Genomic DNA, 12,648 nt, shown 5'->3' on the forward strand with positions numbered 1-12,648 from the left:
GGAGTGTTGTGTTGTTGTGTTGTGTTTTTTTATTTTAAAGGTGACGGTGTCACGCCCTGTGGGATCGGACACACGTACGGTTTTTCTTGTATTTGTTGTTCGAACTCTTCACGGCATTTTTTCAGCAGCGCCGCGTCCTGCAGCAGATTGAGTGCGGTTGCGCCCATCACTTTTCCGGCCAGCAGCATGCCTTTGTGGGCAATGGAGGTACGCCCCTGCGCCACCAGCTGCCAGGTGTGCAGCGGCGTGCCGACGGTAAAGCAGGGGCTGAAGCACTGGGCGACCGGCATTTTCCAGCTGACGTCGCCCACGTCGGTTGAACCCGCCAGCACGTTGTCGGTGATGGCATAGGGCGCGACTTCATCCACCAGCAGTGTCTCTTGATGACGCCGGGCAAAGGCTTTACCCGCGTCACCGCCCGTCGCGGCAATATTTTTCAGGCTGTTTTGCAGATCGTTGGGCGTCAGGGTGGCGCGGATTTCGCGGGCGAAAGCGCGTTCTTCCTCCGTCCAGAGCGGCGTGCCGTAGTGCTGCAACGCGCGATACATCGCCGCTTCAAGCGTGCGGTTCGGCAGGTAGCTGGAGCAGGCTTTATCAAAGCGCCACTCGACGGTGGTTTCAGTCATCATCGCCGCGCCCTGGGCGATTTTTTCGATGCGTTCGTAGATTTGCTGCGCATCGGCCATCTCCGGGGCGCGGATCAGGTACAGCACCTCCGCCTGCGCCTGCACCACGTTGGGCGAAATCCCGCCGGTGTCGGTGATGGCGTAATGGACGCGCGCTTTCTCAATGATGTGTTCGTTAAGGAAGTTGGTGCCGGTGGTCATCAGCGTCACGGCGTCGAGCGCGCTGCGTCCCAGATGGGGGGAGTTGGCCGCGTGTGCCGCCACGCCGTGAAAACGCCAGGCGGCCTGAATATTCGCCAGCGTGCTGACGTTAAACATCCCGGCGAAGGCTTCCGGATGCCAGGTGACGGCGGCATCAACGTCATCAAACAGACCTTCGCGCACCATAAAGGTTTTCCCGGAGCCACCTTCCTCGCCGGGACAGCCATAAAAACGCACCGTTCCGCTGCCGCCGTGCTGCTCCAGCCAGCTTTTCGCCGCCACCGCGCCCGCAAGCGCTGCGGTGCCTAAGAGGTTATGCCCGCAGCCGTGGCCGTTGGCTCCCGGCGTGTCGGATTGCGCCGTCGCGCAGTGCGCCTGCTGGCTTAGCCCGGCCAGCGCGTCGTATTCGCCCAGCAGGGCGATGACCGGTTTCCCGCTGCCGAAGCTGGCGATAAAGGCATTTGGAATACCGCCGGCCTCGCGCGTCAGCGTGAAGCCCTCGGCCTCAAGCTCGCTGGCGAGCCGCTCGGCGGACCAGAACTCTTCAAAGCGGGTTTCAGGACGATCCCAGATCGCGTCGGCAATATCGGTTAACGTCCGACATCGCGTGTCGATCGCATCGGCAATAAAAGCGTAGTTCTCCTGCATTACACACCTCGCGTCCACGGGAAATTGAGCGCAGTTCGCGCCAGCGTTTCAATGGCAATCGCCATGACCTGCTCATCGAAGTCGAATTTTTCGTTGTGATGTCCGGCGCTCAAATCCGTGCCGAACACCATATAGGACGCCATGCCGCCGTTCTCCTGCACGCGGGCCATCATCAGCGTGGCGTCTTCGGAACCCGCTGGCGCTTTCACCTTGTCGATGGCGTGAATAACCCCGGAAACCTGGCTCGCCTGTTCGCGCAGGTAATCAACCCACGCCGGTGTCGGCGCGCTGGACGTCGCGGCACCCATCAGGCGCATCTCAGCGCGCACGCCGTAGAGCGCCGCTGCGCCGGTAATGACCGCCTGCGCGCGCTCAAAGACGTACTGATTAATCGCTTCGCTTTCACCGCGGGTTTCAACCTTTATCAGGGCATTGGCGGGCACCACGTTGCGTCCGCTGCCCGCCTGCATCACCCCGACGTTCACCCGGGAGGCGCCGTCGCTGTGCGGGGCGATGCTGTGCAGGGCGAGGGCGGCCTGCGCGGCGGCGAGCAGGGCGTTACGTCCGTCCTCCGGCTTACCGCCCGCGTGTGCGGCAACGCCGGTAAAGTTCACGTCGAACTTGGTGGTGGCCATAAAGTTATCGCTGCCGCAAATCACCGTTCCGGCAGGGACGCCGGTACCAATATGGATGGCCGTAAAATAGTCCACGTCGTCCAGCGCCCCGGCGGCAACCATGGCGCGCGCCCCGCGAGTGCCTTCTTCGGCTGGCTGGAAGATCAGCTTGATGGTGCCGTTGAGCTGTGCGTCATTCTGCTTAAGCACCTGCGCCAGCCCCAGACCAATAGCGGTGTGGCCGTCGTGCGCGCAGGCGTGCATCATGCCCGCGTTGCAGGAGGCAAACCCGTCGCGGAACGGGCGATGGCTTTCATCCAGCGCTTCGCTTAAGTCAAGGGCATCCATGTCGACGCGAAACGCCAGGGTCGGTCCAGGGCGGCCGGTATTGAGGGTCGCCACAATGCCGGTAAACCCGCCTTCAAACGGCGCCAGCCATTTCTCAGGCGCGCCCTGCGCGCCCGCGCGGGCAAACTCCTGCGCCAGGGTAGCGGCATCGGGCAGCCCCATCCGGCTTTCGGCATCGACGACGTCGCGGCCCATCGCCAGTTCGTAGCCCAGCGAGTCGAGGATTTCCGCGACTTTCGCGGCCGTTCGAAACTCTACCCAGCCGGATTCCGCAAAATGGTGAAAATCGCGACGCCATGCGCTCAGCTGCGGGGATAGTGTCTGGATGTACTGCGCCAGTGTGTCCATATCTGTTCCTGTCATCATTAAAATATGTGAACTGCTTCACGCTGTGATAGATTTTACTTATCACTAACCGATTTTTCACAGTTTTAACCGTTCAGGAATTACCCTCGCACATCCCTTTCCATTAAAGTAGATGACAGTTTCTTTACTCTGATAAACAACGGTTATCGGTCGGGCTATGACATTCCAGATTAAATTTCATCAAATCCGGGCGTTTGTTGAGGTAGCGCGTCAGGGCAGCATTCGCGGTGCCAGCAGGACGCTGAATCTTTCCCAGCCGGCGCTGACCAAATCCATCAAAGAGCTGGAGGAGGGCATGGCGGCGCAGCTTTTCGTGCGCAGGAGTAAGGGCGTCGCGTTGACCGAATGCGGTGAGGGTTTTTACCAGCGCGCCAGGTTGATTCTGGAAGAGCTGCGCGCGGCGCAGGATGACATCCGTCAACGGCAGGGGGAGCTGGCCGGGCAGATCAACATCGGGATGGGGGCCAGCGTTTCACGCACGCTGATGCCCGCCGTTATCACCCGCTTTCATGCGCAGCATCCGCAGGTCAAGGTGCGGATTATGGAAGGGCAGCTGGTATCGATGATCAATGAATTACGCCAGGGCGAGCTGGACTTCACCATCAACACCTATTATCAGGGACCTTACGACCAGGAATTTACGTTTGAAAAGCTCTTCGAAAAACCGTTTGCGGTATTTTGTCGGGAGGGGCATCCGGCAATGGGGGCAACGTCAATTAATGAACTCCTGCATTATAACTGGACAATGCCGACGCCGCGGGGAAGTTATTATAAGCAATTAGAGGAGGTATTTAGTCATCGTTCGCAAATACCGCGAATTGGTGTGGTTTGCGAAACATTTTCTTCCTGTATTAGCCTGGTCGCGCAAAGTGATTTTTTAAGCATATTGCCGCAGGAGCTGGGCTGTGACCCGCTGCTGGCACACCGTCTGGTCATGCTGCCGGTTGTCGAATCGCTTCCTAAAGCAACCTATTATTTAATTCAGCGCCGTGATTCACGTCAGACGCCCCTTGCTGAGTCATTAATTACGCAGTTTAGAAGGGAAGCGAGAAAAATAATCGTCGCGTGAAATGCAGATTAAAAAAAACAGGATCTGCCCGACATCAGACAGACCCTATAGTACACACAGCAGTGCGTCCTTTCGCCAATCCTGGGTATTATTTCCATGAGGCAGGTATATTTAGGTATAACACCTTTTCTGAAAAATGAAAGGCGGGCGAGTGATTGATTTCACGAAATTTTAACATAAATCACGTATTTTACCTTTGCTGAAATTTTAGTTAAGTATGATTTAAATCTATTTAATAATTACTATATATATTCATCAGGTTAATATTATTGCCGCGCATTGCCCCGTAACGGTGATTGAGGCCGGTCTCTGGCGCAGGTATAGTACAGTCCTCAGATGTAGCCGGAGGATGTCCATGAACCCTGACGACAAATCATTTTTTCTTGACGCCATGGAAGATGTCCAGCCCCTGAAGCGCTGCGCGGATATTCACTGGCAGCCCAGCCGCAATACGCGGACGCGCGAGGAGGTGGATAGCGAACAGCTGGATAACTTCCTGACGCTGGATTTTCTTGACATGCTTCCCCTTGAAGAACCGCTGGCGTTCCAGCGCGAAGGGGTACAGCAGGGCGTTATCGATAAGCTGCGCTCGGGGAAATATGCCCGCCAGGCCAGCTTAAACCTCCTGCGTCAGCCCGCCGAACGCTGCCGTCAGATGCTCTATTCTTTTATTCGCCAGGCCGGACGCGACGGGTTACGCAATCTGATTATCATTCACGGGAAAGGGCGCGAGCAGAACTCGCATCCCAACGTGGTGCGCAGCTATCTGGCGCGCTGGTTAACGGAGTTCGAGGAAGTGCAGGCCTTCTGCGTGGCGCTGCCGCATCACGGCGGCAGCGGGGCATGTTATGTTTCACTGCGAAAATCGGATGAGGCAAAACGGGAAAACTGGGAGCGGCACGCCAAGCGCAGCCGCTAGCGGGCGATCTCCTCGCCCGCCGGTGACTCAGAACGTTTCCCAGTTGCTGTCGGTGGAGGCGGTTGTCGTTGCCGGGCGCAGCAGCTGTGGCGTTTTCAGACTGGCGGGGCGTGGGGCGACCGCTTTTTCTTTGCCGTTCAGACGAAACGCCGCTACCGCCTGGCGCAGCTGCTCGGACTGATCTTCCAGTGCCGCAGCCGCCGTGGCGGACTCCTGCACCAGCGCGGCGTTTTGCTGCGTCACGCTGTCCATCTGCGAAACGGCCAGACTCACCTGCTCAATACCGCGGCTCTGCTCGTCAGAGGCAGATGAAATCTCACCCATGATATCGGTCACGCGGGTGACGGCGGCGACAATTTCCTTCATGGTGGTGCCAGCCTCGCTAACCTGCTCAGAACCGGTATTCACCCGGCTGACGGAGTTCTCGATAAGCCCTTTGATCTCTTTCGCCGCCTGCGCGCTGCGGCTCGCCAGCGTACGGACTTCACCTGCAACAACCGCAAAACCACGGCCCTGTTCCCCGGCGCGTGCCGCTTCCACCGCGGCGTTAAGCGCCAGAATGTTGGTCTGGAACGCGATGCTGTCGATCACGCCGGTAATATGCGCAATTTGCTGCGAACTGTCGGCGATTTCGTTCATGGTGCGAACCACGTTATCCACGACATGACCGCCGCGCGCGGCCGTTTCAGAGGCGTTTTTCGCCAGCAGCGTGGCCTGACGGGCGTTATCGGAGTTCTGCTTAACCGTCGCGGTCAGCTCTTCCATGCTGGCGGCGGTCTCTTCGAGCGAGGCGGCCTGCTGCTCGGTGCGGGCGGAAAGATCGTTGCTTCCTGCGGCAATTTCGCCTGCGCCGGTGTAGATGGAATCCGTACTTCCCCGTACGGCGCTGACGGTGGTCACCAGCGACTGCTGCATCTCATGCAGGCCCGCGGCCAGCTGACCCATCTCATTGCGACCGGAGATAGCGATCTCCTGCGTCAGGTCACCCCCTGCAATGGCGCGAATATGGTTCATAATGGAGTGGAGGGGTTTTAACAGCAGGTGTTGTAAACCCTGCCAGATGACCACCAGAACCGCGATAACGGCCAGCAGAATAGCCGCCAGCGTCCACTGCATCTGCGTGAAGCTGCTCTGGTTCTCTTCGGTTGCGGCCTTCAGCAGGGTGTTGTTTTCGGCACGCCAGCGGTTATAGACCGCCTCCATCTCGTCCTGCGCCTGCTGGGCGTCCAGATCGCCATAGGCCTGGTAGTTGTCGGCACGCAGATACTCAATCGATAGGCGCATCACTTCGTGCATCTGGTTCCAGGACTTCTGCATCTCGTCGGTTAATGCTGCCTCCTGGCCGTTAACCTGCGGCAGCTTCTGCCACTCTTTGTTATAGGTTTCGGCTTTTGCCAGCGAGTCGGCTGCGGTGCCAAGCAGCTTATTGATCGCCGCAAGGGAAGCCGGATCGCGCTGGTTTTTCAGGTAGCGGATCGCCACCCGGGTGACGGTGACGCGCGTTTTCACCAGCGTGTTCACGCTGTCGCTCAGGCTTTCCTGCTGGGCATTGAGCACGCCGGAATTCTGGAAGTTATGGCGATCGTTGCTGACGGCAGAGTAGAACAACCCTCCCGTGACAACTTGCAACAGACAGAATATGGTGAGGGCAAAGATAATACCGGTAATCACGTGCAAATTTTTCAGCATAGCGGTCGTCCGTTAGAAAGGATGCAGAGGTACACCAATACTATCGTCGTATAGAATTTAAACTTTAATTTAACTCGCGCTTAACTAAGGGCTCCGGTGAGGAACCTGTTGTAAATCCGGATCATTTTTATGAGGAAGGTTAACATGAGCAGCATTGATAAAAGCGGGACGTACGCGCTCGGGACGCGGACGGTAAAACGACTGGGCTACGGTGCGATGCAGCTCGCCGGGCCGGGCGTCTTTGGTCCACCGAAGGATAAGCAGGCCGCGCTGGACGTGCTGCGCGAAGCGGTGGCGGCGGGGGTGAACCACATTGATACCAGTGATTTTTATGGTCCCCATGTCACTAACCAGCTGATCCGCGAGGCGCTTCACCCTTACCGGGACGATCTGACGCTTGTCACCAAGATTGGCGCCCGTCGCAACGACAAAGGTGCCTGGCTGCCGGCCTTTTCCGCGCAGGAACTGACCCAGGCGGTGCATGACAACCTGCGTAATCTGCAGCTGGACGTGCTGGACGTGGTGAATCTGCGGATCATGTTTAGCGCACACGGGCCGGCGGAAGGGTCAATTGCTGAACCGCTCTCCACCCTGGCCGAATTACAGCAGCAGGGGCTGGTGCGTCATATTGGCCTGAGCAACGTCACGGCCACCCAGGTTGCGGAAGCCCAGAAAATGGTTCCGGTGGTGTGCGTGCAGAACATGTACAACATTGTGAACCGGGGTGACGACGCGCTGGTGGATCTGCTGGCGCAGCAGGGGATCGCGTATGTGCCGTTCTTCCCATTGGGAGGCTTTACGCCACTGCAATCTTCCGGGCTGAAGGCCGTCGCGGATTCACTGGGCGCAACGCCAATGCAGGTTGCGCTGGCATGGCTGCTGCAGCGTTCCCCGAATATTCTGCTGATCCCAGGCACCTCTTCCGTAGCGCATCTGCGGCAAAACCTCGCGGCGGGGGAGCTGCGTTTGCCGCCTGAAGCACTGGAAACGCTGAATTCGCTGAGGGATTAAAAGTGACACGCGCAAAGCCTGGAGGGTGCTTCCGGCTTTGCGCGCTTAGGCTCCTGTCTGACTTTTCTGCCTGTGAAGCGCTAACGCTTCCGCCACAATCTCCTGCTTGCTCTTACGCGTCTCAAAGGCGGTGGTTCTGATGTACTCCATCAGATCGGGATCGATGCGGGCGCTCAACATCCTGAGATCGGCCTCCTTTGCCAGACCGCGTGCAACACGCTTGTCTGGATAGTCACGGGCGGGCATGGAAAATATTCTCCAGTAAGTCTTGTTAATTCGTTCGGTAAAATATGCTTTTATCTGACTTAAAAGTCAATGTGTAGTTATTTCATAGTGATGTTATTTTTTATAAGTCATAAACCAGATGACTTTTATATGACTTGTGCTATCAGGCCTGTTAACGGCGGGCAACGTTGCTAAATTAAAACCGCTCAAACTTCAACGCGTTTGGGTTCGCCTTTGGAAATGACCTTGATCCTTGTCCATAATCCGTAATACTGTATTTATATACAGTATCTGGCGAGAAAGGCATTATGGACACTCTCTTTTCTTATCACCCAAAACAAGACATTGAATTACCTTTGTTTTTAGAACGCGTTGCCTGTGGTTTCCCCAGCCCGGCGCAGGATTATGTGGAGGATCGTCTCGATCTTAACCGGCTGGCAGTCAGACACCCCAGTGCGACCTATTTTATCAAGGTGAGCGGAGACTCCATGATTGGGGCGGGGATCGGCGATGGCGATCTGCTGGTGGTCGATCGTTCGTTAAATGCCGAACACGGTGATATCGTCGTGGCGTCGGTCGCCGGTGAGTTTACGGTGAAAGAGCTACAGACCCGTCCGGTTCTGAGACTTCTGCCGCATAATGCCCGCTATCAGCCGATTACCTTTCAGTCCGAAGAGGAGCTGCAGATCTTCGGCGTCGTCACCCACACGCTCAAAACGCATAAACATGTTCGCGCTGGTTGATGTGAATAGCTTTTACGCCTCCTGCGAGCGGGTCTTCCGCCCCGATCTGCAGGGGAAACCCATCGTGGTGGTGTCCAATAACGACGGCTGCATTATTTCGCTGTCGCGGGAGGCAAAGCAGTTCGGCATAAAAATGGGTGAGCCGTATTTTAAATTCAAAGAAAAGCTATATCCGTCAAAAGTTTACGTCTTTAGCTCGAACTATGCGCTGTATGCCGATCTTAGCAGTCGGGTCATGCAGACGCTGACCGATCTCGCCCCGGAAATAGAGATTTACTCCATCGATGAGGCGTTCGTGAACGTTTCAGGGGTCAGCCACTGCCTGTCACTGGAAGCGTTCGGTCACCAGATGCGCACAGAGGTCTTTAAAAATACGGGCCTAACCGTTGGCGTCGGTATTGCCCCGACCAAAACGCTGGCAAAGCTGGCCAACTATGCGGCGAAACGCTGGGCCAGCACGGGCGGCGTGGTCGATCTCTCAGGCCGAGAGCGGCAGCGTAAGCTGCTGGAAAAGGTTCCGGTAGAGGAGGTGTGGGGGGTAGGGCGGCGCATCACGAAAAAGCTCAACGCTATGGGGATCACCACGGCGCTGGAGCTGGCGGAAGCGTCATCCTGGGTCATCCGCAAACATTTCAACGTGGTACTGGAACGTACGGCCCGCGAGCTGCGCGGTGAGCCCTGTCTTGATCTGGAGGAGTTCACCCCCACCAAGCAGCAAATCATCTGTAGCCGTTCGTTTGGACACCGTATTACCCAATATGAAGAGATGCACCAGGCCATTTGCGCCTACGCGGAACGCGCTGCGGAAAAACTGCGCGGCGAGCATCAATACTGCCGTTTTATCAGCGTATTTGTGCGCACCAGCCCGCACGCGGATAACGAAATTTATTACGGCAATCAGGCTTCCGTCACCCTGATGACGCCCACCAATGACTCGCGGGATATCATCCGCGCCGCCACGGAGGCGCTGGGGCGTATATGGCTCGACGGATATCGCTATATGAAAGCCGGGGTCATGCTGGCGGACTTTTTCAGCAGCGGCGTCGCCCAGCTTAATTTGTTTGACGATAATCGCCTGCGCGCCAACAGCGCGGCGCTGATGGAAACGATCGACAGCCTGAATCATTCCGGCAAAGGGAAGATATGGTTTGCCGGGCAGGGTATTGAGAAATCGTGGGCGATGAAGCGTGAGATGCTGTCACCGGCCTATACGACGCGGTACGCCGATTTGCCGGTGGCGAAGTAGAAGATGGTTGCGTTATTTCTTTTGCACCAACCAGGTTGCCGCAGCCGTCAGCACGCCAATCCACGGCATTTGGCCCGCTCCGGCCAGGAAGTTATGGCGATCGATCTCGTTATTTTTACGGATATCGGCAAGGCGGGTAAGCGCCTCTTTTTCATCCGCGGCGCCAATCTCCTCAAACTGTTTTTCAAACCCCTGAGCGATGAGCTGAGCGGCCGCATCGGTGTTTGCGCTCTCGATCGCAATGAGGTTCGGGCCTTTTTGGAAAAAACAGTACTCCGGCATAAGTGCTCCAGAAAGAGGAGGATACGGTAAAAACACTCTATTCCTGGCGGTTAAAAAATGCACGTCATTTACGGCGGAAACAATCAATTTTTCTTGAGTATTTCAGGCAGTAACTGCTCGATTACGCTGACGACCTTTCTGACGCGCTGCGGAATAAAGCGGGCGTCAGGGTAGACGGCATAGAGGAAGCGATCGGGTAACCGCCAGTCGGGCAGCACCGGTACCAGCGTGCCCGCCTGCAGCGCCCTGGCCACGAGCGGTCGCTGCATGCCGCCGATACCCATGCCGGATTCCAGCGCCTGCAGCAGCGCGTCGCTGGTGTTGGCTCGGAAAACGGTATTCACGTTGATCTCGACCGTTTCCTCGTCGGACATCAGGCGCAGGGGGGCATCCAGCGGAATACCGCTGAACCGTACGTGTGGCAGCGTCGCCAGCTCGCTGACGGCGTGTACCACCTGAAAACCGGGAGCGGCAAACAGCGCGGCTTCAATACGCGCCAGCACGCGAGCCGCGTGCGCCTGCGGAGGCTCACTGCTCAGCCGTATCGCGACATCCACGCCCTCCGTTACCAGATCGGCAAGGCGGTCATCCAGGGAAAGCATCAGCTGCAGTTCGGGATGCAGGTGCTGCAGCGCCAGCAGATGCGGCAAAACGATCTGCCCCAGGCCGCTCGGCAACTGGACATGGACGCGTCCCTGAACGCGATGGTCGGCAGGATGTAAACGCCTCTCCGCTTCCCCCATGGCGTCCAGCACAAGCTGCATATCACGCCGGTAACGTTCACCCTGTTCGGTCAGCTTCATCGTACGCGTCGTACGGTGCAGCAGCACCACGCCAAGCTCATCCTCAAGTGCCGCGATCTGTTGACTGACGGCGGACTGCTTAATCCCGGTCTGACGGGCGGCCGCCGAAAACGAGCCCGCTTCAGCGACGCGTAGAAAGGTAGAAATGGCGGTGAGCTTGTTATTCATTTAATGATTCTGCTTATAAGTGCCATCGGTTTCAGGGGATATTTCCAGAAAAAATAATAGATCACACTGCGTCTGTCACCCTTTGCGGAGAAACACCATGAATAAGATGCAGCAACACAACGTCGCCCTGGTCGCGGGGGCCAGCGGCATTGTCGGCAGACAGCTGGTCAACACGCTCCTGCACCATCAGTGGGAAGTGATCGGCCTCAGTCGCCGCGAGGTAACCCATCCGGACGGCATTCCCATGGTGAACGTTGATTTACTGGATGCGCAGGACACCGCAAGGGCGCTGCACGCCCTGAACGGTATTACCCACATCTTTTACAGCGCCTGGGCGAACGCGGCGAACTGGACGGACATGGTTGAGCCGAACGTCACCATGCTGCGCAATCTGGTCAGCACCCTCGAAAAAACGGCACCTTTGCAGACGGTCAGCCTGATGCAGGGGTACAAAGTCTATGGTGCGCATCTGGGACCGTTTAAAACCCCGGCGCGGGAAAGCGATCCCGGCGTGCCGGGTGCCGAATTTAACGCCGCGCAGCTCGCGTGGCTCAGCCAGTTTCAGCGGGGGAAAGGCTGGCACTGGAATGCCATCAGGCCGGGCGTGGTGGGGAGCCCGGTACCGGGTAATGCCATGAACCTTGCGCTCAGCATCGCCCTGTACGCCTCCCTGTGCAGGGCGCTGGGGTTACCGCTGCGTTTTCCCGGTTCGGAACAGGCCTGGCACAGCATCGTTGACCATACCGACGCCGGGCTGCTGGCCGAGGCCACGGTGTGGGCCGCCGAGTCACCTGCGGCACAGAATCAGGCCTTCAACGTAAACAATGGCGATATCTGGCGCTGGAGCGAGCTGTGGCCGCGCATCGCACGCTGGTTTGAACTGGACTCTGCGCCGCCGGTGAGGCTGTCATTTCATCAGCTGTTTAACGACTATCGCGACGTATGGCGCGAGCTTGCCGAAGAGCGGCTGGTGGAAGCGGATATTTTGCAGCTGAGCGACGGGCGGTTTGCCGATTTTGTCTTTAGCTGGGACTACGACATGTTTGGTGACGGGAGCAAGCTGCGCAGGGCGGGTTTTACGCAAATGCAGGCGACCGATGAGATGTTTTTCAGCCTGTTCGCGCAGCTGAGAGCCGCGCGGATTATTCCCTGACCGTAAGGGTTGTTGTCATCAACGATCGGCGCGTTATACTCACGCGATAATAAAAAAGGTATGGTGGGGCAGAGGGATGCACGAGAGTTTAAAAATGATATTAGTCGCGCTGCCCCTCATTGCGCTTTTCATTCTGTTAAGCTTTTTTGTCAGACGCATTCGCCAGGCAAAACGCATCATTTCAGACTGTAACGGGATGAAAAAGATATCTGCCAACCCCTCAATATTTGGCGGGAATGCAGGTAAAACCTGGTTTTATGATGACCTGTTTTTATATGAAGTTAAAAAAAACGCCACCCGTAAGATTGCGCTGGCTAACATCATTAAAATCGGGCCGGGAAATAGCGAAATAAATAGCAGACGGGTCTGGATTGTTATTTACCGTGATGGTGCTAATGAAAAGCAAGTACAGTTTTATAACAATCTCACCCTCTGGAATCACAACTTCACGGCTTTTCTGGCAGCGGTAAAAAGTGCTAATCCTGAAGCAGTCGTTAAAGAACGATCAATCCTCAATCTGTGAAACAGGATCGCAGA

Annotated in this window: 13 protein-coding genes; 7 read left to right on the forward strand and 6 right to left on the reverse strand. The window is 56.8% G+C overall.

Going from position 1 to position 12,648, the window contains the following annotated elements; all coding sequences use genetic code 11:
• Positions 1-29: 29 nt before the first annotated feature.
• Both EnteroDNA1_RS01905 and EnteroDNA1_RS01910 read right to left on the reverse strand, forming a co-directional pair.
• Positions 30-1,475 carry a M20 family metallopeptidase gene (locus EnteroDNA1_RS01905; protein ID WP_069302719.1) on the reverse strand — a complete coding sequence of 482 codons (1,446 nt, stop codon included), beginning with the start codon at positions 1,473-1,475 and terminating at the stop codon, positions 30-32.
• Positions 1,475-2,785, reverse strand: a complete 1,311-nt coding sequence (locus tag EnteroDNA1_RS01910; protein WP_064672372.1) for a M20 family metallo-hydrolase — start codon at positions 2,783-2,785, stop codon at positions 1,475-1,477. The genes EnteroDNA1_RS01905 and EnteroDNA1_RS01910 overlap by 1 nt, the downstream gene beginning before the upstream one ends.
• A gap of 175 nt (positions 2,786-2,960) precedes the next feature.
• On the opposite strand from EnteroDNA1_RS01910, the gene EnteroDNA1_RS01915 reads away from it, so the two are divergent.
• Positions 2,961-3,872, forward strand: coding sequence for a LysR family transcriptional regulator (locus EnteroDNA1_RS01915; RefSeq protein WP_069302720.1), 912 nt, complete (start codon positions 2,961-2,963; stop codon positions 3,870-3,872).
• Between the two features lie 355 nt (positions 3,873-4,227).
• Positions 4,228-4,791 (forward strand): DNA endonuclease SmrA, encoded by a 564-nt coding sequence (gene smrA / locus EnteroDNA1_RS01920; RefSeq protein WP_069302721.1) that lies wholly within the window; start codon positions 4,228-4,230, stop codon positions 4,789-4,791.
• A 27-nt stretch (positions 4,792-4,818) separates the two neighbouring features.
• Here smrA and tcp read toward each other — a convergent pair whose 3' ends face one another.
• Complete coding sequence (gene tcp / locus EnteroDNA1_RS01925) at positions 4,819-6,480, reverse strand: methyl-accepting chemotaxis citrate transducer (protein ID WP_069302722.1); 1,662 nt, start codon at positions 6,478-6,480, stop codon at positions 4,819-4,821.
• Between the two features lie 144 nt (positions 6,481-6,624).
• Between tcp and EnteroDNA1_RS01930 the strand changes: the two genes are divergently transcribed.
• On the forward strand, positions 6,625-7,491 hold the full coding sequence (locus EnteroDNA1_RS01930) for an aldo/keto reductase family oxidoreductase (protein WP_048976938.1): 867 nt from the start codon (positions 6,625-6,627) through the stop codon (positions 7,489-7,491).
• Between the two features lie 45 nt (positions 7,492-7,536).
• Here the strand turns inward: EnteroDNA1_RS01930 and EnteroDNA1_RS01935 are convergent, their stop codons facing one another.
• The gene (locus EnteroDNA1_RS01935) at positions 7,537-7,737 is read right to left on the reverse strand and encodes a hypothetical protein (protein ID WP_023311485.1); all 201 of its coding nucleotides are present in this window, start codon (positions 7,735-7,737) and stop codon (positions 7,537-7,539) included.
• A 287-nt stretch (positions 7,738-8,024) separates the two neighbouring features.
• Between EnteroDNA1_RS01935 and umuD the strand changes: the two genes are divergently transcribed.
• Together umuD and umuC are read left to right on the forward strand one after the other, a co-directional pair.
• On the forward strand, positions 8,025-8,459 hold the full coding sequence (gene umuD / locus EnteroDNA1_RS01940; protein ID WP_029740280.1) for a translesion error-prone DNA polymerase V autoproteolytic subunit: 435 nt from the start codon (positions 8,025-8,027) through the stop codon (positions 8,457-8,459).
• The gene (umuC, locus tag EnteroDNA1_RS01945; protein ID WP_069302723.1) at positions 8,443-9,705 is read left to right on the forward strand and encodes a translesion error-prone DNA polymerase V subunit UmuC; all 1,263 of its coding nucleotides are present in this window, start codon (positions 8,443-8,445) and stop codon (positions 9,703-9,705) included. The genes umuD and umuC overlap by 17 nt, the downstream gene beginning before the upstream one ends.
• Before the next feature lie 12 nt (positions 9,706-9,717).
• Here the strand turns inward: umuC and EnteroDNA1_RS01950 are convergent, their stop codons facing one another.
• Together EnteroDNA1_RS01950 and EnteroDNA1_RS01955 are read right to left on the reverse strand one after the other, a co-directional pair.
• Positions 9,718-9,987 carry a hypothetical protein gene (locus EnteroDNA1_RS01950; RefSeq protein WP_069302724.1) on the reverse strand — a complete coding sequence of 90 codons (270 nt, stop codon included), beginning with the start codon at positions 9,985-9,987 and terminating at the stop codon, positions 9,718-9,720.
• Positions 9,988-10,070: 83 nt separating this feature from the next.
• Positions 10,071-10,958 (reverse strand): LysR family transcriptional regulator, encoded by an 888-nt coding sequence (locus EnteroDNA1_RS01955; protein WP_069302725.1) that lies wholly within the window; start codon positions 10,956-10,958, stop codon positions 10,071-10,073.
• Positions 10,959-11,055: 97 nt separating this feature from the next.
• On the opposite strand from EnteroDNA1_RS01955, the gene EnteroDNA1_RS01960 reads away from it, so the two are divergent.
• Complete coding sequence (locus tag EnteroDNA1_RS01960) at positions 11,056-12,111, forward strand: SDR family oxidoreductase (RefSeq protein ID WP_069302726.1); 1,056 nt, start codon at positions 11,056-11,058, stop codon at positions 12,109-12,111.
• A 76-nt stretch (positions 12,112-12,187) separates the two neighbouring features.
• Positions 12,188-12,634: a hypothetical protein gene (locus EnteroDNA1_RS01965; protein WP_069302727.1), complete on the forward strand. Its 447-nt coding sequence runs from the start codon at positions 12,188-12,190 to the stop codon at positions 12,632-12,634.
• Positions 12,635-12,648 lie beyond the last annotated feature (14 nt).

Origin of the sequence: Enterobacter sp. HK169 (genome assembly GCF_001719105.1) — a bacterium.
Lineage (GTDB): Bacteria > Pseudomonadota > Gammaproteobacteria > Enterobacterales > Enterobacteriaceae > Enterobacter > Enterobacter asburiae_B.

Bases quoted from the DNA above. Each gene is read 5' to 3' on its own strand.
- umuD (WP_029740280.1), top strand. From the start codon at position 8,025: ATGGACACTCTCTTTTCTTATCACCCAAAACAAGACATTGAATTACCT.
- EnteroDNA1_RS01915 (WP_069302720.1), top strand. From the start codon at position 2,961: ATGACATTCCAGATTAAATTTCATCAAATCCGGGCGTTTGTTGAGGTA.
- smrA (WP_069302721.1), top strand. From the start codon at position 4,228: ATGAACCCTGACGACAAATCATTTTTTCTTGACGCCATGGAAGATGTC.
- EnteroDNA1_RS01935 (WP_023311485.1), bottom strand. From the start codon at position 7,737: ATGCCCGCCCGTGACTATCCAGACAAGCGTGTTGCACGCGGTCTGGCA.
- EnteroDNA1_RS01960 (WP_069302726.1), top strand. From the start codon at position 11,056: ATGAATAAGATGCAGCAACACAACGTCGCCCTGGTCGCGGGGGCCAGC.
- EnteroDNA1_RS01965 (WP_069302727.1), top strand. From the start codon at position 12,188: ATGCACGAGAGTTTAAAAATGATATTAGTCGCGCTGCCCCTCATTGCG.
- EnteroDNA1_RS01950 (WP_069302724.1), bottom strand. From the start codon at position 9,987: ATGCCGGAGTACTGTTTTTTCCAAAAAGGCCCGAACCTCATTGCGATC.
- umuC (WP_069302723.1), top strand. From the start codon at position 8,443: ATGTTCGCGCTGGTTGATGTGAATAGCTTTTACGCCTCCTGCGAGCGG.
- EnteroDNA1_RS01905 (WP_069302719.1), bottom strand. From the start codon at position 1,475: ATGCAGGAGAACTACGCTTTTATTGCCGATGCGATCGACACGCGATGT.
- EnteroDNA1_RS01955 (WP_069302725.1), bottom strand. From the start codon at position 10,958: ATGAATAACAAGCTCACCGCCATTTCTACCTTTCTACGCGTCGCTGAA.
- EnteroDNA1_RS01930 (WP_048976938.1), top strand. From the start codon at position 6,625: ATGAGCAGCATTGATAAAAGCGGGACGTACGCGCTCGGGACGCGGACG.
- EnteroDNA1_RS01910 (WP_064672372.1), bottom strand. From the start codon at position 2,785: ATGGACACACTGGCGCAGTACATCCAGACACTATCCCCGCAGCTGAGC.
- tcp (WP_069302722.1), bottom strand. From the start codon at position 6,480: ATGCTGAAAAATTTGCACGTGATTACCGGTATTATCTTTGCCCTCACC.